Annotated in this window: 21 protein-coding genes; 4 read left to right on the plus strand and 17 right to left on the minus strand. The window is 43.9% G+C overall.

The genetic code is table 11. From position 1 onward, the window contains the following. Positions 1–34: 34 nt before the first annotated feature. The 3 genes from K0H60_RS15595 to K0H60_RS15605 are packed head-to-tail and all read right to left on the minus strand — an operon-like array spanning position 35 to position 5,347. On the minus strand, positions 35–2,842 hold the full coding sequence (locus K0H60_RS15595) for a beta-N-acetylhexosaminidase (protein WP_220056284.1): 2,808 nt from the start codon (positions 2,840–2,842) through the stop codon (positions 35–37). A gap of 28 nt (positions 2,843–2,870) precedes the next feature. Next, positions 2,871–4,358 (minus strand): methyl-accepting chemotaxis protein, encoded by a 1,488-nt coding sequence (locus K0H60_RS15600; protein WP_220056285.1) that lies wholly within the window; start codon positions 4,356–4,358, stop codon positions 2,871–2,873. Next, positions 4,358–5,347, minus strand: a complete 990-nt coding sequence (locus K0H60_RS15605) for a substrate-binding periplasmic protein (protein WP_220056286.1) — start codon at positions 5,345–5,347, stop codon at positions 4,358–4,360. Before K0H60_RS15605 ends, K0H60_RS15600 begins: the two co-directional genes overlap by 1 nt. Before the next feature lie 490 nt (positions 5,348–5,837). Here K0H60_RS15605 and K0H60_RS15610 point away from each other — a divergent pair, with 490 nt between their 5' ends. Further along, positions 5,838–6,746, plus strand: a complete 909-nt coding sequence (locus K0H60_RS15610) for a sulfite exporter TauE/SafE family protein (protein WP_220056287.1) — start codon at positions 5,838–5,840, stop codon at positions 6,744–6,746. 18 nt (positions 6,747–6,764) lie between these two features. On the opposite strand, the gene K0H60_RS15615 is transcribed toward K0H60_RS15610, so the two are convergent. From K0H60_RS15615 to K0H60_RS15625, 3 genes are all read right to left on the minus strand, one after another. Continuing rightward, entirely contained in the window at positions 6,765–7,454 is a 690-nt protein-coding gene (locus K0H60_RS15615) for a SapC family protein (protein ID WP_220056288.1), read from the minus strand. A 36-nt stretch (positions 7,455–7,490) separates the two neighbouring features. Further along, entirely contained in the window at positions 7,491–9,014 is a 1,524-nt protein-coding gene (locus K0H60_RS15620) for a tryptophan halogenase family protein (protein ID WP_220056289.1), read from the minus strand. 96 nt (positions 9,015–9,110) lie between these two features. Next, entirely contained in the window at positions 9,111–11,738 is a 2,628-nt protein-coding gene (locus K0H60_RS15625; RefSeq protein WP_220058182.1) for a TonB-dependent receptor, read from the minus strand. A 426-nt stretch (positions 11,739–12,164) separates the two neighbouring features. Between K0H60_RS15625 and K0H60_RS15630 the strand changes: the two genes are divergently transcribed. After that, complete coding sequence (locus K0H60_RS15630; protein WP_086903855.1) at positions 12,165–13,181, plus strand: LacI family DNA-binding transcriptional regulator; 1,017 nt, start codon at positions 12,165–12,167, stop codon at positions 13,179–13,181. A 69-nt stretch (positions 13,182–13,250) separates the two neighbouring features. Here K0H60_RS15630 and K0H60_RS15635 read toward each other — a convergent pair whose 3' ends face one another. Together K0H60_RS15635 and glnB are read right to left on the minus strand one after the other, a co-directional pair. Beyond that, positions 13,251–14,540: an NAD(P)/FAD-dependent oxidoreductase gene (locus K0H60_RS15635; protein ID WP_220056290.1), complete on the minus strand. Its 1,290-nt coding sequence runs from the start codon at positions 14,538–14,540 to the stop codon at positions 13,251–13,253. 192 nt (positions 14,541–14,732) lie between these two features. Then, a complete protein-coding gene (glnB, locus tag K0H60_RS15640) occupies positions 14,733–15,071 on the minus strand; it encodes a nitrogen regulatory protein P-II (RefSeq protein ID WP_011073353.1) in 339 nt (112 codons plus the stop codon). A 237-nt stretch (positions 15,072–15,308) separates the two neighbouring features. Here glnB and K0H60_RS15645 point away from each other — a divergent pair, with 237 nt between their 5' ends. Together K0H60_RS15645 and K0H60_RS15650 are read left to right on the plus strand one after the other, a co-directional pair. Then, positions 15,309–15,821 (plus strand): GspH/FimT family pseudopilin, encoded by a 513-nt coding sequence (locus K0H60_RS15645; RefSeq protein WP_220056291.1) that lies wholly within the window; start codon positions 15,309–15,311, stop codon positions 15,819–15,821. 154 nt (positions 15,822–15,975) lie between these two features. Continuing rightward, the gene (locus K0H60_RS15650) at positions 15,976–16,458 is read left to right on the plus strand and encodes a GspH/FimT family pseudopilin (RefSeq protein ID WP_220056292.1); all 483 of its coding nucleotides are present in this window, start codon (positions 15,976–15,978) and stop codon (positions 16,456–16,458) included. Between the two features lie 28 nt (positions 16,459–16,486). Here the strand turns inward: K0H60_RS15650 and K0H60_RS15655 are convergent, their stop codons facing one another. The 9 genes from K0H60_RS15655 to lspA all read right to left on the minus strand — a co-directional run bounded on the left by K0H60_RS15655 (position 16,487) and on the right by lspA (position 24,947). Further along, entirely contained in the window at positions 16,487–16,786 is a 300-nt protein-coding gene (locus K0H60_RS15655) for a TapY2 family type IVa secretion system protein (protein ID WP_220056293.1), read from the minus strand. Then, entirely contained in the window at positions 16,783–17,181 is a 399-nt protein-coding gene (locus tag K0H60_RS15660; RefSeq protein ID WP_011717958.1) for a type IV pilin protein, read from the minus strand. Before K0H60_RS15660 ends, K0H60_RS15655 begins: the two co-directional genes overlap by 4 nt. An 8-nt stretch (positions 17,182–17,189) precedes the next feature. Then, complete coding sequence (locus K0H60_RS15665; RefSeq protein WP_220056294.1) at positions 17,190–20,810, minus strand: pilus assembly protein; 3,621 nt, start codon at positions 20,808–20,810, stop codon at positions 17,190–17,192. Then, positions 20,807–21,283, minus strand: coding sequence for a pilus assembly PilX family protein (locus K0H60_RS15670; protein ID WP_220056295.1), 477 nt, complete (start codon positions 21,281–21,283; stop codon positions 20,807–20,809). Before K0H60_RS15670 ends, K0H60_RS15665 begins: the two co-directional genes overlap by 4 nt. A gap of 4 nt (positions 21,284–21,287) precedes the next feature. Continuing rightward, positions 21,288–22,286 carry a PilW family protein gene (locus tag K0H60_RS15675; RefSeq protein ID WP_220056296.1) on the minus strand — a complete coding sequence of 333 codons (999 nt, stop codon included), beginning with the start codon at positions 22,284–22,286 and terminating at the stop codon, positions 21,288–21,290. Then, positions 22,287–22,838 (minus strand): type IV pilus modification protein PilV, encoded by a 552-nt coding sequence (pilV, locus tag K0H60_RS15680; protein WP_220056297.1) that lies wholly within the window; start codon positions 22,836–22,838, stop codon positions 22,287–22,289. Positions 22,839–23,054: 216 nt separating this feature from the next. Further along, complete coding sequence (gene ispH, locus K0H60_RS15685) at positions 23,055–24,011, minus strand: 4-hydroxy-3-methylbut-2-enyl diphosphate reductase (RefSeq protein ID WP_220056298.1); 957 nt, start codon at positions 24,009–24,011, stop codon at positions 23,055–23,057. A gap of 1 nt (position 24,012) precedes the next feature. Beyond that, positions 24,013–24,435 (minus strand): FKBP-type peptidyl-prolyl cis-trans isomerase, encoded by a 423-nt coding sequence (gene fkpB / locus K0H60_RS15690; RefSeq protein WP_220056299.1) that lies wholly within the window; start codon positions 24,433–24,435, stop codon positions 24,013–24,015. Continuing rightward, positions 24,435–24,947, minus strand: a complete 513-nt coding sequence (gene lspA / locus K0H60_RS15695; protein WP_011623704.1) for a signal peptidase II — start codon at positions 24,945–24,947, stop codon at positions 24,435–24,437. The genes fkpB and lspA overlap by 1 nt, the downstream gene beginning before the upstream one ends. Between the last annotated feature and the right edge of the window lie 3 nt (positions 24,948–24,950).

Genomic DNA, 24,950 nt, shown 5'->3' on the forward strand with positions numbered 1-24,950 from the left:
TTTAATTTAAAATACAGCCAGATATAACTTTTTATTAATTAACGACTAAGCTGCGACCTTTACGTTTCCCATCGGCCGCGATCGCGCGGATCTCAACAGGGCCCGTTACCACCTGCCCTGCTTGATAGGATTGCCACTGCCCACTCGCTTGTCGCCATTCAATCTTAAGTCCTGGATAGGCCACGTTGGCAAACAGTTTACCGTCACGGATCTCGGCGCCGACGGTCGGCACTCGGTAATCGATACCCGCTTTATCGAGTTTGATAAACTCCTTGTGCCCTAAGGTGTTAGCCATTTGCTGCCAAGATTGCGCCTGAGCCTCACGCATCGAGGCAGTGAAATGCCCCGTCGTTTGATTATACAAAGCCCCTTGATATTGATATGGCACTTCCCACGCGGCTTGATGCCAAGCACGCTCCGCCAGCATCAGCAAACGTGGGAAAATCATATATTCCACAGTATTATCGCTGCGGATGGTTTCACTCCAGAGCTGGCCCTGTAATCCGGCAAAGGCCTTACCTTGTTCCCTTGGGCCAGATTGTTTGCCCTTTTCATCGGTTCGGGCCCTATCGTCGGCCTCAAAAGGCAGATTTTGAATGTCGGTCCACTGCTCTGCGTTTGCCACTAAGTTGTCCGGCATAAAGCTAAACACTTTGTGTGCGTTGGTCGCGCGGCTTGCCCAGTAATAGCCATGCTCCTTAGGATCGGCTTCATAGGGGAAGTCAAAGTACAGTACCTCAGGGTTTGAGAGCACCACATCCCAACCGTTGTTGACTTGCTGATTGGCATGCTCATAGCCTTTGTAGGCAATCACATCCCAAATATTGGATTGAACTTTTGCAGGCATATTGCTTGGGCGAACATGGCTCATACCATCGCTCCAACCAGCCGCTTCAATGCCTTTTGCCGCTAACATAGTCGAAATTCGTTCGATAAAATAAGCACCTAAATCATCTATCGACTTAACGCCTTTATCGTTATTGGCCACAAACTCCAAACAGGCGGGTGATTGTTTCCACGCCCCTGCCGTTTCATCAGCACCGATATGGTAGCGAGTTAATGGCTGACCCGCTGCTTGGTGTAACTTGGCAATTTCATCAATGACTTTATTGACAAATTGATAGGTCGACTCCATACAGACATTCAGGGTGTTATCGTTGTAATACTGCACCGAAGAATAAACCGTTTTGTCGTTTGCATCGGATAACAAATATTGCTCAGCTGCTGTGGTTTTCCCTTCAGCTTGCAATTGACGAGCGCCCGCATCTAACGCTTTTACCGCTGTGTTAGCTTGATTTGCCGTATCCTGCACAGGGACAACCTGCACTTTACCCGTGTTTTGAAGCTCTACGTCTGCGGCCTGTAATCGACGGTAACGCGCTTCCATCGCTTTAATCGCTGCGCGGCTATGGCCTGGCATATCCATCGAAGGGATCACTTGAATCTGGCGCGCATCGGCATATTTAACGATGTCGATATAGTCTTGTTTGCTATAGAAACCGTTAACGGGAACATCCGCAAAAGGCCCGCTGCCAAGCTGCGGTAACAAACAGGTGTTTTCCTCAAGATCGTGGCAACGCTTACTGCCGATGTCAGTCAGTTCAGGCAGGCCATCGATCTCTAGGCGCCAACCTTCATCGTCGGCCATATGCAAATGTAACTTGTTGAGCTTGTATGCCGCCATTTGATCCAGCAGATCAAAAATCAACGCCTTGCTGTGGAAGTTACGGGCCACATCGATATGCATGCCACGGAAGGGATACCTTGGGCTGTCCTCAATCGTCATGGTATTTATACGCAGATCCTGCACATTAATCAAACTGGCAAGTGACGATAACGCATAGGAAAACCCTGCAGCATCGGCAGCGGCAATCTCAATCGCATCCGCTTTAATATCCAGCAGATAGCTGCCCTCAGCGCCTTGGCGCCAGTTCAGCTTTACCACCAAACCTTGTTCAGACTCATTAACACCTAAACGTGCTAAACGGGAAAGTGCCGCCGCCAATTGTTCAGGATCCAAAGCCTGTTGCGCGGCAGATGCGTTGGTGACCGAGCCGAAATCCAGTTTAATACCAGCGGATAATGACACGGCTTTATCTTGGCTGTGGATAGCGACTTTTTGCGGCGTAGGAATAATGGTATTGACCGCTAAGCTGGCATCTTCACTGACCTGTTGATTATTGCTAAATAACTGCGCAGATGTGGCAGGCGCTAATTTATCCGCATCGGTACGGCGATACTGCTTCACCATATCGGTGTACGCCTCAACATAGGGGCGCACTTCCATCTGTGTTTCAGGATCTTGCTTCACTTGCGTGCTGGCGATCACCACTGGCGATAAGTCGCCAGCAACTATGTAATAGTTGGGCATGGCATCGGTTTCAGAGAGTTGCCATAGCTCACCGCGGAATTTTAAGGTCTTTTTCTCACCCTTGCTAAAACCGCTAAATGCCTCGGTGGGCGCGATGCGATACAGATCGCCCTTGATATGCGTAATACTAAACTCTTTGCTTTCAACGGCTTGAACTGGGCGCATCTGACTAAAATAAATTGCCCAATCCCGGCTCTTAAGCTCAACCTCTGGGACAAAATCGATTTCAGCGACAAAACAACGACCTTCGGCGGCGGCTTTGTCACAGCTATCGTCAGGCCTGTTGGTGAGCACGCGATAACTCACGCCCAAGGTATCCCCAAACTGCTGCAATTGCGCTTGGGTTAATTGGCTAGACTTAGCTTGCTCAACAGAGCTTGAGCTAGGCACAGCCTCGGTTTTAGACGCGTCGCTACAGGCCGTTAAGCCCAGAGCCAATAAAATCGCGGTGGCGGCAATCGTTTTATTCATGATATTCCTTTTCTAGCTTCAGAAATGGCTACAATCTGAAGGAAGTTACTAACGTCCGCAGTCTTTCCCCTTGGTGAAACAGTCGCTCACTCGATTGTGCTAAGTGCTCACTATCGAGGGAGGCTGAACCTGAGACATTGGCAAGATCATTTAATGTACGAGAAATCGCTTCGGTGACGCAGGTCTGCTCCTGCGCCGCATGGGAAACTTCGATATTCATATTACTGATATTGGAAACTAAATAAGTCACTTTAGACAACACTAGCTTAATTTCTTCCGAACGGTTGACCCCTTGATTGGAGAGGGTCTGGCTCGATTGCATCACATTCACGGTTTCGGCAACTCGGCTCTGCACCTGTTGGATCATTTTTTGGATTTCTCCCGTCGCCTGTTGGGTACGGCTCGCTAAAGAGCGCACTTCATCGGCAACAACGGCAAAACCACGCCCCTGCTCACCCGCTCTGGCGGCTTCAATGGCGGCATTAAGGGCGAGTAGATTAGTCTGCTCGGCAATGCTGCTGATCACCACCACGACTTCATCGATGCGTTGGGTTTCCTGTTGTAACTGCGATACCGATTGGGCAGAACGCGCTAATTCCCCCGCCAATTGACGGGTAATGGCTAAGCCAGAGTCAAACTGACGCTGACCATCGTCGACCGCTCTATCGGCTTGGGTTGCCGCATCGGCGGTACGTTTAGCATTGATGGCCACTTCGTTGGCACTGGCACTCAATTGAGTCACGGCCGTGACCGCGGCTTCAGTTTCTTTAAGCTGAGCTTGCACCCTTTGATTGTTGCTTTGCGACAGCGTGCCCAGCGCCTTAGCATCGCCCAATAGCAGGCCCGAGGTTTCATGCACTCTGGTAATAGTGCCATGAATTTGCTCGACAAAACCGTTGAAAGCATTAGCGAGTTTGCCGATTTCATCTTCGCTCTCGACTGGTAATCTGTGGCTTAAATCACCATCACCATTGGCGATTTCTTCTAATGCGGCGACAACCTTATCTAAGGGACTAATCACTAAGCGTTTGAGAATGATGAAAATCACTAACAGACTGCCCGCTAAAATCAGCAGTGCCTGTAAAAAGTACCCCAGTAGTAAGTCGGATAGTTGCGCCTTAACCGGCAAAGTAGAGAAGGCAATGGTTAAACGCCCAGTGGGATTCCCTTGGTCGCTGAACTGTAACTCTCTTGTTTGTAGGTCGCTTGCGGCAACGGCCTCGGCTTGTTTGTCTTCGGCGAGCAATTTACCCCGATGATCCACAACGGTGATTTGATAGATTTGCTCGGACTTTAACATGACAGACAACACGGCACGGATCTGCTCGTAGTCATAGGTAAAAATCGGCTGCGCCATGGTGACTTGAAGATTAGCAACGGTATTGTCTTCAAAGGCCATTTCGTTGCTGGCCAAGGTATCGCTCGCCAACCAATAGGACACCCCAAATAGCACGCTGACTATCATAAATATCGCAGCTGCTAACCCAATTTGTACTTTTAAGGCTAATGTTTTCATTATTTTGCACCTTGCATACTAAATAGATCTAACCACAACTCTTGGCGTTCAATGGGGGTTAAGGGACTTAAATCTGGCGTATCGAGACGAATAATGACACGCTGCTCAAACTGGGCATCACGGTAGAGCTTGTCTATTTTAAGCTCGCGATTAAACATCTCATCGAAGCTGCCGTCGCTTATCATATTTTCGAGTCCGGCTAAGATTGCCGCCGCTAACTCGGGACGTTTTGGGGACACAAAAAAATAGGCCGGTGAGCGATATTGCAGCAGGATGTGAGTATCGATTTTCAGCGCGGGATCGGGGTGACTTGCGAGTTCATCGCCAATTTCCTGGGCGCCGAGGGCGAGGTAATCGAATCGGCCGCCCTCTAACATCGGATAGAGATTGGTGTATTGATAGCTAGTCACAACAGGCAAACCATTAGCTTCGAGGATGCTAGCATCGGGCCAATAGCGGTTTTGTCCCGCTTTTAATTGCTTAAAATCCGCCAGCGTTTTTACATTAGCAAATCTGGCCTCATCCGTTTTGCGGATAATTAACAGGCGGTTACCGAGCAATCCCTTAAACAAGGGGATACGAACCGGGAGCACGGTCTCCTCAAGCTCCTTGGAAGTCATACTCCAAAAAACATCGACTGTGCCGGCCAGCGCTTCTTCGACCTTACGTTTCTGGTTCATCTGCGTCGACATTTGCTCGACCTGATAGTGCTGACCAGAGCGGCGCAGCGCCTCTTTGAGGAGATTAAACTGCCATTGTTGTTGGATGGTGGTCACTATCTTGATGGGAGCGGCATTGTTTGCCGAAGAAGTGCCAGCCGCATAGGCGGCATTTGCAAGCGTAAACGATGCGGACGCCACTGCGACTATCGCAATGAAACTGAAAACACAAACCATAGCGCTCGCCCATAGTCTAAGGATGGGCATCAACAAACGTTTAGCGAGAATCGTTACTACGCTGCCAAGCAGTGTAGCAATATGAATAACCATGAATCGCAGCCTCTTTTTTATGACTGGAATATCCAGCGAGTTTTATTTTTTAATGCCGCTAACTTGTCTGCTTATCCTAAGCAAGGTCGCTCTACCTAAAAAAATGGCTGGGCACTGCTTACAGTACCCAGCCAACGCTAGTTTCTGGGGAGAGACTATCAAAATATTAAAGACAAACGTATCGCCGCCCGACCAGCAATACTTCTGCCAAGTACATGAATAAGGAGACCTCATCCTCTTCATGCAGACCTTACAAAACAACGAATCACACAAGCAGATGACAGCGTTGTCATTAATTAAATTACACAAGAAAGAACAGGTTTTCTACATTTTTTTGACATTTATTGGTATTTTTTTAGTCGAAACACTTTTAACCATTAAATATCAATAGATTATGTTTTAACTTTTTATTTCCACACCAGTGTGACAACGCTGTCTTCGACTGATAACATGCATGCAACAACTCACTCATCCCGCGTAATCACTCAAAATGCTGTCATATGGCCTTATCTTCAAACGCAGAAAGATTAACCTCAGCCAATATTATCGAGCGATGGCAATCGTCCTTGTGCTATTGAGTGCATGGCTATGTTGGTTAGTTCAATTTCATCAACCCGTTGAGTTAATAAAACAATACGGTCAGTTTCTGTTTTTGGGGATAACGGGAGCCATCTTTGCAAACGCCACTGGAGCGGGAGGTGGAGTGATCTTTATTCCGGTGTTCTCTAGCTTAAACTTCAGTGAAGTTCAGAGTGTCTCCACGTCATTTATGATCCAATGTTTTGGTATGACAGCAGGGGCGATTTCATGGTCAGGCTACTATCGACGACACCATCATCAGGACAAAACCTGGTCAGGTTTTATTCCGAGCATTTTATTAGCGGCGACCTGCTCAGTGCTTGGCCTTTGGAGCAGTCAGTTATGGCAATTGAACTCCCCTTCCTCACTACATACTAGCTTTAGCCTTTTCTCTATCATATTAGGGATAGCGATCATTATCAGCAGCCAGCGCCGTACCCTTCAAAGCCATAGCCTCAATGCCCTAGACTATTGCTGGCTAGCAATAATTGGCTATTTGGGCGGGATCATCACCGCTTGGTTATCGGTTGGCGTGGGCGAACTGCTAGTGATCTATCTGATGTTAAGGGGAGTGTGTGCCAAGATGGCCGTTGCCATCGGAGTGGTGGTATCGGCGATTACCATCTGGTCGGCAAGCCCGATACATGTGTTTGCAAGTGACAGTCACGCCCTATTCGAGCTAGTACTGTTTGCAGGCCCAGGCGCAATTATCGGCGGTTTGTTAGCGCGGAAACTAGCGCTATTTCTCCCAGTCAAAACCTTAAAGCTGTTTTTCTCAAGTTGGATTATCTTGACTGGGAGCGTCATGCTCGCAAACTAAAATTGAAAGCTCGCTATCTTATCTATCCATTACTAAATCAATTAAACTTAATGAACAAAGATGCGCATAAATGGCCGAATAGAAGCCCCGTTTCGCAAAATTCAATAAAGTCGCATCATCAAGCTGTTGCAGCTTAGGCTCATCAATCGTATAGATACCGTCGATATTCGTTTTTGTGCCATCGAGCGCCGTAACTGTAAGTGTTCTTGGTTGTAATAACTCGTGCTCCAACAATACTTTGATAAAGTACTTCGTCATATCTTGATAGCTAGCTTGTAACCCCGCGAGTTCGAGCTTCTTGGACAAGTAGTCCGTTTTCTCTCCTGTCTCAGTAAATAACCGGTGAGTTTCATTTTCAGCCACGGATGAGTTGTTAATATCGATGCCTAAAATAATCTTTTCCTCATCGACATGGGTCATGCCTAATGGATATAACTGCACTTGAATTGGTAAGTATCGTGATTGCCACAGCCCATTTTTTAGTAGCTTATTGGTATTAGGTTTTAGCGCGGTAATCGCTATCGAGACAAACTCACCTGTTTGGTTATTCTTCGTAAATACAATAGGAAAGCTTGTCGCAGCCGACATAAACTCTTGCACTTGCAGTGGTAGCATATGCATAGTTTCAAAGTAGCTGTAATCGACCTTATCACCAATAGCCAAATTCTTATGACTCGAGTCATTTAAAGGTACAAATTGTGTTTTCATTATATTTTTCCTTTTTACCCATTAAATTTAAAACGATTAAATAGATTGCAAACCATAGGTACAGATTTTATCGAGCAATTCCCTATGCTCAGGCAAACCATCTAGCATCCGTTGTTTTAGCTTCGACATTTTGTTCATATACATGTTCAAAGAGGCCGGTGTTGCCGACGAGCCGGCACGCAAATTAGTCTGATATTTCATGCCATAAAGAACGTATAAATAATTGTCTAAGTTAAACACTTCAAACTTAGATGGAAAATCTTCAGCAATAGGACTATAGGATTTCCATAGTTCGAGTCGTTGTTTTAATCCTTCGGGAATGGTCTCTGAAGCCTGATTATCGAGCCAAAATGATGAGTCAGTTCTATTCGATAAACAGTAATGCAGTTTGGCAAATTCTACGACCCGCTCCCATGCGTAGCCCACGGTATCATTAAACCGCTTTGCTAAGTAATCAACATCATCAGTATGCACTGGAAAACGTTCTGCCAGAAAACGCGCGGAGAAATCCGTTAATAATATGGATGTCGCTTCAATCGGCTCTAAAAATCCTTGAGCTAGCCCCAAAGCCACACAGTTTTTTACCCAGAACTGTTGACGATGGCCCACTGTCATTGGAATTTTACGATGCGGAACATCGGCAAGTTTGCCACCGAGATAATGGTCAAACTTTCGCTCTGCCTCTGACGGCGTCATATGAGCGGACGAATAGACAAATCCCGTGCCTCGGCGCTGGGTCAATGCAATATCCCAAATCCAACCCGCTTGATGGGCCGTCGCTTGAGTATAAGGAGGGATGATATCCGTAGTTTGCGTTGGGATTTGCGCGACTAATGCAGTATCAATAAACAGTTGATGCGCTTTACTGATAAATGGCACTTTTAATGCCTTAGCTAACAAAATAGATTCAAAGCCACTGCAATCAATATAGAAATCGAAAGAGAGAGTCCCTTGCTCAGTCAGCAAAGATGAAATTGCACCATCATCGCCTAAACGAACATCCTGCACCGTGGCAAAAATGTGCTCAACGTTGAATTTCTCAATCGCGTTTTTCGCCAGTAATTTAGCAAACTTCGCCGCATTAAGATGATAGGCATAGCCTAACACCCCGGCATATTCAGGTGTAGTGATCAGCTTTGGCGCTTTTGCGGCCTCACAAACAAGATGCTGGGGAGAAACATAATCAGCAAAATCGCCTTGCTTCTCGGCCAACCAAGCAGAAACAGTATCTACGCCTTGTAAATTAATGATATCAAATAGATGGTGGTAGAAATTATCCTTACCATGTAGAGCTTTATCTAACCAATTTACAAATTTAATTGACTGCTTAAACGTCACATCGCATGCGCGAATAAACTCTGATTCACTGATCCCAAAACTCTGTAGTGATTTCCGAATTGACGGCACAGTACCTTCACCAACACCGATGATAGGAATATCAGGGGATTCAATCAGCGTGATGGACAGCTCAGAGCGCCCCTGCAACACTCGCCCTAAATGATTCGCCGCTAACCAACCTGAAGTCCCGCCCCCTATGATGGCTATTTTTCTGATTGTCATAACGCGCCTCTAAAATTGCGTAAGCTGAGTTTATTGTTGGTGTTTTTGATAATAAAAAGCCTAGCGATTGCTAGGCTTTTTGGTCACTGAATTGAATTAGAAGCGCAGTGCTACACCAAGTTTGTAGCGAGCTTCACCATCGAAGCTCCACACTGGGTAGTTATCTTTAAACTCACTGATAACGCCTTCAGCATCAACAGGTGATACACCTTTCTGAATGCTATCTTCTTCAAGTAAGTTAACCACTTCAAATGTCACAGATAAGTAATCAGTCACATCGTAGTTAGCACTTAAATCTAGCGTGCCGTAAGCTTGGTGCTCGCGGTTACCATAGAAGCCTGGTAATTCACGCATCATGTACTCAGAACGCCAGTTATAAGCTACACGAGCAGAGAAATCATCGATTTCATAGTAACCCACTAAGTTAACGGTATGCTTAGATGAGTCAGAGAACACTCCTACACGGTCCGCATAGTTTTCAGCTGGAGATGAAGCATCTGCAAAGGTGTAGTTAGCTGAGTAACCAAAACCATTGTCAAACGAGTCTTGCAACTGCAACTCAATACCATCGATAGAGCCACCATTAGCATTGTAGTTTTCACTGACGGTCCAGCAGTCGTAGATACCAGCACCACAAGAGCTGCCACCTTGAGCGACTAAGTTAGGATCATCAATACCAATCTGTTGGTTCAGCTTTTCTCTAGTCGAAATGAAAGAGTTAACATCTTTAATGAAGTAAGTAACAGCAAATAAACCTTCACCGCTGAAGTACCATTCTAAGCTCAGATCCGCCTGAGAGGCTTTGAACGGCTGCAGATTCACGCTACCAGTCACTTTCTTCTCGTTGCCAGGCGTACCATCGTTGAAACCTGGTAACTTAGACGTGGCGAAGAGATCAGCATAGTTAGGACGAGAAATAACTTGCGCAGCTGATGCTCTTAAAATTAAATCACTTGCCAAGTCAAACGCAATGTTCATGCTTGGTAAGACATCGTGATAGCTTGCTTTATCAGTACTTAAATCATCAGCATAAGTACCAGTTTGGCTAAACGCGTAGTAGTCAGACTCAACATCGGTAGAGATATATCTTAAACCAAAGTTACCGCGTACGCCTTCACCAGCAAAAGTAGCCATAGTGTACAGGGCTAAGTTTTTCTCTTGCAGAGTACCGTAACCAGACTTATCTAAAGTAAAGCCATCGATTGCGCCATAAGCATCTCTGATCATATTGTCAAAAATTGGCTTAGGTAAGGTAAAACCTGCGCCAGATGACATAGTGCCAGAGTAATATTCTGAGGCATCTTTTGCGACGATATTAGATGATTGTGCAGCTTCCGTCGTTTGGGTTACGTCGTGGTCCGCATAGCTAATACCTGATTTAATTGAGGTAATAACGCCAAATTCAACCGGAACTGTAATATCGAAGGTCGCAAATGATTCTTCGTCTGTGTTAGGTTGTTTTTTCAGTGCCCAACCAGCCGTTTCTAATTGACCGTTGAAGTCACCAGCATCAAATGAGTTGTTTGCAATGTTGATGTCAATAACATCACCAGTTGCATCGTAAGTCCCTGCGAAATCTTCTGGTTTACCAATTGATTGACCGTAGTTAGAAGTAAGATCGGTACCACCTTCAGCTTTAGTTTTACCGATACGGCCTTCTAATTTGAAGTTATCTGCCTGATACGCGAAATCTAAATCCACAGTATCTGATGACATACTTGCTTTACGAGCCCATGTTTGTGCCCAAGCAAATCCGCCGTTACCAGTGTGTTCAACTAAAGTACATACGCCTGCAGCATTTTTCTTAAGACAAGTATTCTCACCTTGCTGGGTTGGGAATAAGAAAATTGATGTGTTAGCGTTGTTAGCATCGAGCTGTAAGCTCATTAAATTCAGACCGAATTCGAGATTATCAGTTGGTCTGTATTGGAACGCGGCATTTAAAGCAGTGCGCTCACGGTCTTGCTGGAAAGTCGTAGGAACAATTTCCCCCCAACCTAACAGAGTTTCAATACCGTTACGTTGATATTGTGTTTGATCCAAAGAACCAGCCACTAGGAAACCAAACTTCTCATCTTCCGTTTTCCAGCTGTACAAACCTGAAGTTTGTGGATCAATTTCTTCTGAAACGGTTCCGTAATCCCCTTTCGCACTCAGGAATACTGAGTTTGCTTCTAAATCTAAAGGTTTACGAGTTTTAACAATTACTGTACCGCCGATACCACCTTCAGCGATATCTGCTTGAGATGATTTGTAAACTTGAATACCACCAACCATTTCTGGAGGCAGTAAACTGTAGTTAAAGCTACGGTCGATCGCTTGCTGGTCAAACCAACCAGTAGAAGCAACTGAATGGCCGTTCAGTAATGTGCTCGTTAATTGGCTTGAAGCGCCACGGATAGAAACTTGCTGTCCTTGACCAAACTGACGGTTTACTGCAACGCCAGGAATACGACCTAAAGACTCCCCTACGTCACCATCAGGGAATTTACCGATATCTTCAGCAGTCACAGCATCAACGACTGAGTCAGAAAAACGTTTGTCGTTAACAGAAGCTTTCATCGAAGCTCTCATACCGCGAACTTCAATTTTCTCAATGTTTTCTGGCACTGCCGCAGCGGCTGCTTCAGCCTCTGCAGCAACAGCTCCGATTGAAACAGCGCTGCCGAGTAGGATAGCAATGTTTGTAGCTAGTACACTTTTCTTAAAGGATGATGGTCGCATCTCGTTTCCCTTCCATAACTTTATTATCGTTTTAGTATTCATAACCATTCCGATGGAATGACAACGCTGTCATGTCTAGTGCAAACATTACACAATAATTAACAGCCTTGCCACAACAAAATAACTCTGGACGAAAAAAAATGTCATAAAGCGAAGTATTGAGAAGAGAAAAATCAATATAATCAAGCAAAAATAATCACTTAGATATTTTGATGTAAAATTACAACTTATAACCGAGTGTTAACAGTTGAAAAATGCCTCAGTTTGTAACAATTCAGCATTGCTATACGCGGTAAATGCTCGCACTATAAGAAGCATAATAAAAAGTAAGCTGACAACGCTGTCGGCTTGTAAATTGCGCCTAAAGGATTTAGGTTCATCAATTAGCTAGCCCTTCGCACATTTGAATAAAGAGTTTGTAGATCAATGAAAGTCACTATCAACGACGTCGCTAAATATGCTGGAGTGTCAATCAAGACAGTTTCCCGCGTAACCAATAACGAACCTTCGGTAAAACAAGCCACGGTTGATAAAGTGAACGAGGCCATCAAGGCATTAAACTACCAACCCAATCTCGCAGCCAGAAACCTTGCTGGCACAAAATCCTATGCCATTGGTTTTATTTATGATAACCCCAACGCTTATTACATTATTGATATGCAAAACGGGATTTTGTCGGCCTGTAAAGATAAAGGCTATGAGCTGGTTATTCATCCTTGTAACGCCAAGTCTGACACCATTTGCGATGAGCTGACTCAACTCGTGAAACATTCGCGACTGGCTGGTTTAGTGTTAACCCCACCTCTTTCTGAAGATCCTAAAGTCCTTAAAGCCTTAAGTGATATTGATGCCAACTATGTGCGAATTATTGCCGGTGAAGGTGATAAAGAGCAGGATGGACTGACGATTTTAGTCAATGACAAATTTGGTGCGGTTGAAATTACTCAACATCTAATCGACTTAGGCCATAAAGAAATTGCCTTTTTAAGCGGCGATCTACACCATGAGTCCACCAAAGAGCGGTTACTTGGTTATAAACAAGCATTAACAAAAAATCGCCTGCTTCTGAATGAAGATTACATAATTGAAGGAAAATACTCATTTGAGTCGGGCGTTGAAGGGGCTAACACTCTGATCAAACAAAAGAACCGTCCAACAGCAATTGTTGCCTGTAACGACGAAATTGCTGCTGGGGCACTTTTTGCAGCTCGTTTAGCAGGGCTAGATATTCCTGGCGATCTATCCATTGTCGGCTTCGAAGACAGCCCATTCTCACGCCAAACCTGGCCGAAACTGACAACAGTGCATCAACCTAACGCTGAAATTGCCCAAGTGGCAACAGAATTGTTAATCGCGAAACGCCGCGAACAAGATGCCAAGTTTGCAAAAACATTTACGCCAGAGCCTGTGATCCGAGACTCTTCAGCCTCTCCCAAACATTAATCTCCAGCCCAGTAAGACCAAAACAAAACAGAGAGCCTTGGCTCTCTGTTTTGTTTTTCAATTAATGAGTTAATGCAATTTCAGCTTTGGCCTTTGCCATTTCAGTAGTTTTTGCGCAATGCGATAAATAATCGCGGAGAACCAGCCATATAGGCTCGCTAAGTGTCTTTGGTATAACGAGATATACATGATCCTTGCGATATGTCCTTCCACGAAGAAAGTCCCTGAACGCAAATTCCCCATTAGATTACCAACCGCAGAAAAACGGCTTAAAGACACCAGAGAACCATAGTCTTTATACACAAAAGGTTTTTCCGCCTTCCCTTGCAAACGGCTCACAATATTCTCATACAGGGTATCCGCCATTTGTGCAGCCGCTTGAGCGCGAGGTGGCACAGGTTGACCGGACTCTAGAATTAATAAAGCGCAATCCCCAAGCGCATAAATATCTTGATGACCTTTTACTCGCATACAAGCATCAACTTCCACTTGATTGCGCGGCGTAATGGGTAACTTAGAGAAGTTCTGAAACGCTTTTGGACCTTTTACACCAGCCGCCCACACTTTAAGTCCAGCTTCGATTACATCACCATCCTGTGTAATAAAGCCATCGCGGGTGACTTCTTTAACCTGCACCCCGATATGCAAACGGATGCCAATTTTATCCAATACCGCTTGAGCTCTTGCACTCACACGTTCGGGTAATTGTGGGAGAATTTTTGGTGATGCTTCAATAAGATGCACATCAAGATGATGCTTAGAGATATTGAGGTAGCCATACTCTTTCACCGATTCAATGACATGGTGAAGCTCTGCGGCTAATTCGACACCTGTGGCGCCAGCACCAACAATACCTATGCTGACTTTCTCTTGTGTTTCATTGAGTTGCAGTAATGCATCTAATAATTTTTGATGGAATAAGTTAGCGTTATCTAAACTATCAAGGAAAATACAATGTTTCTCAGCACCTAGGGTATTAAAGCTATTAGAGACCCCACCTAAGGCCAGCACTAAGTAATCGTATTCAATTTGACGGGGCTCAAGCAGCAATTCACCCGAGTCACTATAAACCGCAGCAAGTTGGATTGTTTTGGCATCGGGCTCACATTGCTCAATTTCACCACGAATGTAGCGATAACCATTCTTAAGGCCATGATCTCGATACAATAATCCCTCTATTGACTGGTCAATAACCCCGACTGCGACTTCGTGTAATTTTGGCTTCCAAATATGGATTGGGCTTTTATCAATTAAGCAAACATCGACGACATCACTACCGCCCATCTTGCGGCCTAATTTAGAGGCTAGCGCTAAACCTGCCGCCCCACCACCTACTATCACGATTCGTTTCGTAGCCAAAATAACAACCTCAACAAGCCTATTTAAGTGGCTAAGTTATACCATGGAACAGATAAGAGATAACTACTTTAGTCTAACTAAACAGGCTATTTTGCATTAAAGATATTTCAGGAACAGAAAGACTTAGTCCCATCATTCATAAATTTTAAGCAACAAAAAGGGGCCTAATGGCCCCCTCTTGAAACGGATAAATCACACCGCTTCTTCGTTTTCTTCACCAGTTCGAATGCGGATAACACGTTCCACATCAGTCACAAAAATTTTGCCATCGCCGATCTTACCTGTGCGTGCTGTTTCTACAATAACATCAATCGCTTGATCGACTAAATCATCTTGAATGACGAGTTCAATTTTAACTTTAGGCAAAAAGTCGACCATATACTCAGCGCCGCGGTAAAGCTCAGTATGCCCTTTTTGACGGCCAAAACCTTTTACCTCAAGCACTGTCATCCCGGTGATACCTATCTCAGCAAGTGACTCGCGTACATCATCCAATTTAAAAGGCTTAATAATCGCTTCAACTTTTTTCATCAAACATTCCTCGGCACTTGCTGACAGATAATCAAATAGAATGCCATTAGCTTACACGGGGTTAGGCGATTATTGAAGTATAGGCAGCGCTTTCCTCATAAAACACAGTTTCTATAAAACAATTCTTAGTCCGTAAAAATCTAAAAGGCTCATTGGTACCCTTCTATACTTAAACAGCTGCAGTTTTGCTTCAAAGGCTCGTAGGATGCGAGCGACATTTATAACAAAGGATCTGTTATGAAAACTCTACCACATGGTTTTAGCTTGATTGAACTCATCACTACGGTATCCATTTCTACCATTCTGTTATCGATTGGTGCTCCCTCGTTAAGCGATTTCAACACGAGATTCAGAGCTGATAGTAATATCAAAGTCATCCAGCAAACACTGATGCTCGCCCGAAATCATGCCATTTCCTTCAATCGAAAAGTGACAGTCTGCGCCTTAAGCAACAATCAGTGCATATCTAACTGGCAGCTTGGTTTGACGGTATTTATCGATGTTAACAGCAACAGTCAACTCGATAGCAATGAAACGACTATTTTTACCACTAACGCTTTTAATGCCAGAGATACTGTTATCTACAATCGAACCTTAATTCGTTTTCAACCAGATGGTCTTGCCTCTGGTACTAATGGAACATTGAAGTATTGCCCATCAAGTCCCACGAGCCCTTACTCGCGAGGGATTGTGGTAAATCAAGCTGGCAGGGCAAGACTATCGACTGATGCCAATATCCGCTGCGGATAAATAGTGCCTATTGATTGAAGGCATTATCAACTGACAGCATAAAAGGATTGCGACTACCTTTTAGAAACTAAACAGCACAAAGGATGCTACTTAGATACTGAAATCCCGCCTATTCTCGCTTATACTTTAGTTTGTATAAGTGAGGGTTGAGTGCATGCTAAATAAATTGCTTGGTTTCACACTAATTGAACTGATGGTTACGATTGCAGTGGCCGCAATATTATTAACCATCGGAGTACCATCTTTAATATCAGTCTATGAAGGCGTGCGCGTTAATAATAATATCGCCAAAATTCATGACATTATGGTTTTTGCCAGAAATCAAGCCGTCAGTTATGGCGCAACAATTAAAGTTTGTGCATCAAACGGAAGTGCATGTGGTACGAATTGGGGAAATGGGATTAAAGTTATCAGCCCTGATAATAAAGATATTCGTGTTATTGACGCATTCAATGCAAATGACAGTGTAAAAAGCAATTCGGCGAGCTTTACCTTTAGCTCTGAAGGCATGTTATCTGCAAACAGTGCTGTAGAAATCATCTATTGCCCAGGCGGCTCCGCAACAAACTCCAAGAGTGTAAACATAAGCTCTAGCGGACTAATCTCCTACGGAGCAGATGGTAAAAGCTGTTCGTAAGCCAGAAGATATGTCCGCACACATAAGCTTATCTCAAGGTTAGCTCATCAATTTTCTTACTGTTTTCATTAGTGAACTCTTGGCTAAGCTCAACACACTCGACTACCTCTTTAATAAAGAACTTCTTTTTATCTCCACCTACTTTTTGCTTACTAGGAAGACTAACCATATTCAAATTGACATCTTTAATCCTCCATCGATAAAACAGTACTTTATCACCATTTGTCGTTGTGACGTGGCATTTGTAATCCTGCATAACAACTGTAGGTTCCGCAGCAAACACAAATGTAGGCAAAGCTAATGCTAAAGCAATACAATATCTTATCATTTCCAACACTCCGCAGAAGGCCCCTTTACACCAGCAGATGTCATCGTAATAGTCGCACACGTTGAGTCTCGACTAGCCTGCGAACCTTGTGCAGTCGCAGTGATAGTGAATGAACTGGTACCACTTGACGCTAAGCTATAACGCCCATGCTCTGTAACAAAAGGACTAGCGGCTAACCCCAGCTTGGTCATATCAGTCGCATAGGCTCGGTTATCCAAATAATACTGCTCTTGAAGATTCGCAACCTTCATCACCGCCGCAACACCTTCAGACCGTCCACTCTTAACCACGTAATCAATGTATGAGGGATAGGCTATCGAAGCCAAAATCCCCACAATAACAACAGCGATCATGACTTCAATTAACGTGAACCCTTGCAGTCTATTCTTTTTCATTAATGTTCTTACTCATCAATATGATAATAAATTTTGTTGGTGCTTAAGCAGGCCCCTAAATTTACCGTTCCTGTGCAATTCAGACCCGTAGCATCGCACGTGCCGCTACCAATAATTAACACCGCAGATGTTTCACAATCAGGATCTAGGACTGGTTTAGGGGGAAGGTCCGGATCCGGTTCACACGTCTCTGCACTTGGATCACATATTGGTTTATCTTCAGGCGGAGGTGGGGTAATAATTTTCGGAGGTTGAGGTATACAATCTTGGCATACATCAATGTATTCAGCAGAATATCGTCCACCTTTATGTAAATCTAAAGTGTACAAGCGTCCATTTGATGTTATTAAACAACTTGTGCCTGACGATCCGCTAGATTGAGCGGGAATAAAAGATGTAAAGTAAACCTTACCTTTAATTATTGCAGAAGGAGATAAACTTTTTTCACCTAATAATGAAAAGTCGTAATACCAACCACGCTTGGTACCAAACTCAATATTTTCTGCTTGAGTATTCGGAGCTGCTGACGTTACATTATAAAGATTTGTTAATGTTAACGGTGACGGAACAGTCTCACCACTCCCTCCAAATGTTTTAGTAACAACATTCCTATCCTGTAACACAAAAAACATATCGCTTACTGCACTGCCAAGTGGTGCAGCTCGATTGCCTGAGCCTAAAGTAACTGCATCATAAGGTACATTCTGGTGAGTAACAGTTGTAGTAGTACCAGTATCTGTGGTTGTAGTCACTTCTGTCAGATTAGTAAAAGATGTTTGTGCTACGACAGGCTCATAGAAAAAACGTCTATCATCCGAACTTAAGCTCCCTCCTAATGATGCAAACTTAAACCCACTCCATTCACTAGGGTTAGAAGAAGGCATGTCCATCCGCCACACGTTACCCCCCAGATCTGCAGCATATAATCGATCTGTTACCCCATCACCGTTGCTATCGAGAGTAGCAATAGAACCTGGAATACTATCCTCAATACCTGGCAAACTAGTCGTTCCACTAGCGCCAAAACTATGGATTAAAGCTCCGGATGTAGCATTTACGATGTATACATTACGCCCGTCTGAATTAGTTCCTGTCGAAGCGTCATAGCCTAAATTATATCCACCACCAAAAATAACAACCGGTACATCAACCCCAGGAACTTTAGTTACTACAGGTGTAGACCAAGTTTGCCCCATGTCTGTAAATCCAGAAGTCTCATTGGAGATTTTCCACATAAGTATAGGTTCATCAGGGCTTGTTACATCAAAGGCATAATAAGAATGCCCCCCTCGTCTCATTCCAATAAATAACCATGCTTTGGTGATAGAACCTGAAGCAGAACGCTCTAAATACGCAACTGGCGAGCCGTCAATACCATATACACTATGGCCATTGGCATAACTATTTGCTCTAAGAGTCGTTGTGTTGGGTAATAATTCATAGGGTAAAAATGCCCAACTTTCACTGATGGTATTACCTGAATCCCTAAAAGAATGAAGTACCCCATGATTGGTTCCTACAAAAATTCTAACATTCGAGCCATCACCGCCAAAATCAATTGCTAGCGGCTGAGAATGCATTGGGTCCCCCATGATATCGCCTCTAGTTCCTGAATAATCATCTGAGGTAAGTGCTCCAGTATCATCACGGTCGACATTATTTCCTTTTATCCATTCAAATGCATTCGTCAGTTGTGCTTGCACTTCAGTTGGATCGGTCGGCAAACCTAGATAGCTAGCTAATAGGGTATCACCTCCAGCATGTAAAGAAGCGTTACTCAGTGTAAGATTTGTAATTCCACCATCGCTCTGAATATTACTTAATAACTTCCTCGTATTCGGAGTAATTGCCCTTGCAGCACCTCCTTCCTGTACATTATTGCCGTCAGGAGCAGTCGAGCAATCACTCCAAAAACTACAGGCGGTATCCACTATTCCTCCTGTACGACTAATAGCAGGAGCATTATTTGCATCAATGAGAGTGCCAGCTGAATTGATTTTAAGCTTTTTCAAGTTTCCCGCCCATTTGGGGCCTTGAGATGGACGAAATAACGCGTAATAAGCAGAATCAAGTGTTCGTGTTGGATCCGCATTACTAAATGCGACCCCTGGTGCTGAAAATCGCTGTCCCACATTAGTTATAGTGTCTACTATATTAGCGATTGCTGCCTGTAAATTAACTGTATTATCGGCACTGAAATACTGACCATGCCCACGTGCTGCTGTTTCGATTAAAAGAGGCTCAGCCTCAGAATCATCACCTAAACTAAAGCCAATAGTATGAGTTATTACCCGTTGGTATTTCTCTGTATTAGGCAATAAATCATTCTCATACATATAACTCGCTAAAGCAGGCAAATAACTTGACTTCGCTGGAGTACTACCTTGTGCAGCTTTATATTGATAGCGAGAATAATTACCAGCTGGCACACCATTTGCTGTTAAGGATGTTATATATGAATTGGCGCTTTCATCTAAAACAGGGGCGCCGTCCGTAATGTAAATAACAAAGGCAACATCACTACAGACATCCATTGGAGAAATATAATTACCTGAATTTTCAATACTCAAATCATACGGAGGATTATTTTTGGTATAGTGTATCCCACCACTATTATAGTTATCATCCGAATGTCCAAAGGTAATAGGGCCACCGCTAAAATATCGATATGCTTCAAACATTGTTTCGCATAATGGAGTATTAGTTTGTGCGGAAAGATTCGTCACTGTACTAATTAAATTATCTTTTTCAGCCGAGGTACGGCTTCGAATTCCAGCAATAATTCGACCACCATCTCTGTTTCCTTCATTAGGATAATTCATATTAAACACTGCCATACCAAAATCAACAGAGCCTATTGAGCTAATTACCCCACTTATTGCATCTTTAGCCATTTCTAAACGCGATTGAGGTTCATCATCAGCAGGGAGTCGACCCTCTTTGTATAAGGTGTACCATCTGAGGTAATTATCGGTATAAAGAGTGACCAACTCTCCAGAATTAAACCCCATTGCTTTAGCATTCGCTAACGTACCTCCGAAGGGCACATAATTATTCCCAGATTTAACACTGTTTTGGGGATAACCAGTTGCGTAACCTGTCACACTGCTATTATTAGAAGTATTTTCAGCCTCTATATCCTCCCAACAATCAACTGGATTATTTTTCTCAGCACCACTGTTTTCCTTAATTTGTTGCCAAGTTCCCTTGTCCTGCCCAGTTGTTTTATATTCCCTAATATACCCTGTAAAACGTCCGTAGGTATTAAGCGCAGCTGTAGCAGCGGCACAACCATTAATCAATTCATTAAATCGACGAGATTCGGATGGACTATCAGGAACAGGTAAAGAACTTTCATCCATTCCAGTCCCAATAGTGAAATAGATCATTCGTCCAGAATATGAATGGGAACTTCCCACTGGCGGATATTCAGTACTGGGTTTATATCCACCGGGTGCTCCCTCTACAATAGTGTCCATACTGCCAGAGTTATCAAATATAATTAATACCTTACTCCGGCCTTGGTTTGGCGGGGGAAGCAAATAAAGATCTGTGTCATCAGTCCAACCTTGACTAGGTATACCTAACATTGAAAATAAAAGTATACAAATGAGTTTATTAATCTTCATATCCCGCTCCCGTTAAGCACTTCTTGCTCAACACCTGTAACGACCGTTATTTGTCCCAAATTGTCGCGACCAAAATCTACCTGACTCGCTATCTCAACTCGGCGACATTTGAATAAATCGGTACCGCTAGCGTCCCCCCTTCGTTGGCACGACACATTCTTTGGTTGAACAACCAAAGCACCAGAACCATCATCCACAAGTGGTAGCGGTGTTAACACTTGATGCCCACCTGAATAATTATTACCTGTATCAATCGCGGTCATAGTGGCTAAAAATGCTTTAGTCTTTGCATCCAAAACTGCAGCTATGCCGCCATCAGCTAACGCTTTTGCTTCTATCCTCTCTGAACCGGCCCCAGACATACGCAGTGATTGTGTAGAATTAACAGCCAGAGCAACACCAATGAGAGTCATAAGTATCAATACGATAAGAGCAAAAAATAACACCACTCCTTTTTGTTTGCTGAAAGTCATTCTATCAACTCCGAATTAATACAGGGTTTTCTAAAACAACTGTAGTCGACATAACTTTACGCCTAAAATGATCACTGGGTTTCGCTATTTCTTTATCACCTAATTGATAAGTTGTCTCGTTAGTGTAGGTCATATCCTCTTGTATTGAACGAACTAGTACATAGATCTTCAATGCCACTAAACGTTGAAATAACTCATTATCCCACATCATATTTGTCACATCTTCCGCAGGTAAAAAACTATCGGGAACATCATCACCGTCGTTATCAAATCCATATGAAACTCGAATATTTTCAATCCCCTCGACTAGCTGCTCTTCATTATTCATTCCATTACCAGTCGTAAGCGTTCTACGTCTTAAAATAGGGATGCCATCTGCATCATCTCGAATATAATAAATATGATGTTGATACTCCCAAAACCTTGCATTATCAAGTATGGGGACTGCACCACCACCATTAAAAAAAACCACTTGGCTCGAAGTAGCAGCAGCATAATAACTAGAAGAAGAAAGTGCCGCAGGAAGTAAATTTGGCCCAATAAAGCGCTTGATTTGTAAAACATCCGTATTAGATTTTACCGAATTGAGGCAGGAGAACGACGGGCCACTAACCCCTTCTTCATAACCCCATAAACGACGAAAATGGGCAGGTTGATTATTAGGAAGTGATGCGTTGTTGACACCTCCGCCACTACAATCATTATTAACAACCGTTCCTGGTGAAATAAACGCATTAGCTCCAAGAACAAAATCCGTTCCCGTCATATCCCCCATAAAAGCTAACTGGCTTAAATCCCTCTCCATAATGGCTAATGCAATACGTCCATTTTCCTGCAACTGGTTAAATTGACTCGTTGTAGTGACATTTGATGACGACATACTGAACATGGTGAATACACCCGCTGTTAAAAATAGTCCTATTACCATAGCGACCATCAATTCAACGAGCGACATACCTGCTTGTCTAGTCAAAACGACAAATTTTGTTGCACTAAAAATCATCTAAATCACCGTTTGAATAGTAAACACACGTCGTCTGTTACTCGAGGTGCCACACTCGATGCTTCCTATATTATCGCTGGTTTCACTAATTCCACGCCATGTCATTGTTACTGAAACAGAATTGCCATTAACTTTTATGCATGCTGTAGGCGTATCCAATCCCCCCACATTTTGAGTACCAACAATTTCATTCTCCCCAGAAAATGCGGAGCGCCACTCATATAAATCCCAAACAACCAATTGAGCTGGGGTGCATAGAGTCCCACCTTCACACGCTGGCGATACAGGCGTAATAGCAGTTTGAGAGCCAACGTAATCACCATCATAGCTAGCAAGCTGCGTTCGATTTAGCTTCATGCGGTTGATAATATCATTGGCGTAATAGGAGGCTTGTGTTTGCTGAAAAGATTCAAAGCTGCCGCGTTTGGCCACAATGTGTAAATTAAAAATACCGATCAAGCCAATCACTAGAATCACCAATGCGACAAGCACTTCAATTAAAGAGGAGCCCCGTTGAATTCTGTTATGCGTCAATCGTTCGAATTTAGTCATATTTTTGACAAGCTTTTCAGCTATTTACCCTTTTAAATCTTAATCTTACGATAAAAACATTGCTAGCAGTTAATAATAGATGAGTAAAATGTAAGTAGCCAGTAACAATAGCATATAAGCGTTAATTCCATTATGCCTTGTTTGTATTTGGTGAATTTTGATAATAAAAAAAGAGGCCATTGGCCTCTTTTTATTCATCACATTGATTAGAATGAACTAGCGTAATTCCGCTGGTACGGCAAAGACGGTATCCTCTTTACGCCCTTCAACTTCAGTGACGACACTCGGTGCTAATTTTGCAATCGCTTGAACTACTTGTTGAACCAACACTTCTGGCGCCGATGCGCCAGCGGTCACTGCAACTTTTGTCACATTTTCAAACCAAGATGAATCGATATCATCAGCGGTATCAACCAGATAAGATTGAGTTCCGGTTTTCAATGCCAATTCACGCAAGCGGTTAGAGTTAGAGCTGTTTTTCGAACCGACCACAATTAACAGATCCACATCGGCGGATAAATTACGTACCGCATCTTGACGGTTTTGCGTCGCGTAACAAATATCATCCTTACGCGGGCCTTCAATGGACGGGAAGCGTTTCAATAAGGCGCTGATGATATCGAGCGTATCATCCACCGACAGCGTCGTTTGAGTCACGAAGCAGAGGTTATTAGGATCGCGAACCTCTAAAGTATCGACATCTGCTGGAGACTCAATCAGATAAACACCACCATTGGGGTTATCATATTGTCCCATGGTGCCTTCAACTTCAGGATGCCCCGCATGGCCAATCAAAATACATTCAATTCCCTTGCGACTCGCACGGGTCACTTGTAAATGTACTTTGGTGACTAACGGACAAGTCGCATCGAATACCCGCAACCCACGCGCCTTAGCCTCGGCGCGTACCGCCTGAGAAACCCCATGCGCACTGAAGATAACAATATTGTTATCCGGTACTTGGTCTAACTCTTCAACGAAAACGGCACCGCGGTCCTTCAGATTTTGCACCACATAGCGGTTATGCACGACTTCGTGACGAACGTAAATTGGCGGCGAAAATAACTCGAGCGCGCGCTCAACAATACTAATGGCGCGATCCACACCAGCACAAAAGCCGCGAGGATTGGCCAGCATAATATTTAAACTTGGGCTGGTAGGATCTAATTTCATCTTACAGTACCTTCACCACGTCGAGTTCAAATGTGACTGTTCGTCCCGCGAGAGGGTGATTGAGATCGACCGTAATCGAATCGCCCGCAACCTCACGCACAATTCCGGGGATCTCACTGCCACCAGGACCGGCGAAACTCACGATGACCCCCGCTTCTAGCTCCATATCGGCTGGGAAGCGGGTTCTATCCATATAATGAATCGCATCGGGATTTGACTCACCAAAGGCATCAACCGCTTCAAGCGTAAAGCTGTGCTTATCGCCTTCATTCAAGGAGGCAAGCTGCGCTTCGAATGCAGGGCTTAAAGTACCATCACCGATATTTAAACGTGCAGGCTTACCCGAGGCTTTAGTGCTATCGGCGGTCGAACCATCTTCAAGCACAATATTCATATGGCACAATAACGAACGTGTCACAGTCACTACTTCACCTCTTCGGTTTTATCTTGTTCGGATTTGCTGTTAAAAAACGAATCCCAAATGATCAGCACTGCGCCGATAAAAATCGCGGAATCAGCGATATTAAAGGCCGGATAATGGCTTTTACCCCAATAAAAATCGATAAAATCCACCACAAAACCATGCATCAATCGATCGATTAAGTTACCTAAGGCGCCACCAATCACTAAGGTGTAAGCCAAATTTAACTTCCATAGGGATGCCGATTGCTTGCGCAGCCACACTGTCAACAGAGTACTGAAACCAACGGCCACTAGGGTAAATAACCAACGTTGCCAACCGCCCGCTTCACTTAAAAAGCTAAATGCGGCGCCATAGTTACGTACATAGGTGAAATTAAAAAAAGGTAATAACTTCACCGATTCGAACAAATCAAAATTGGCTAAGACCCATTGTTTGGATAGTTGATCGGCCAAAAACACCAATACAACTACCCAATACCAACGTAAGCCACTGTCTTTCCAAGTTAATGGCATACA

Source organism: Shewanella mangrovisoli, from assembly GCF_019457635.1.
Taxonomy (GTDB): Bacteria; Pseudomonadota; Gammaproteobacteria; order Enterobacterales; family Shewanellaceae; genus Shewanella; species Shewanella mangrovisoli.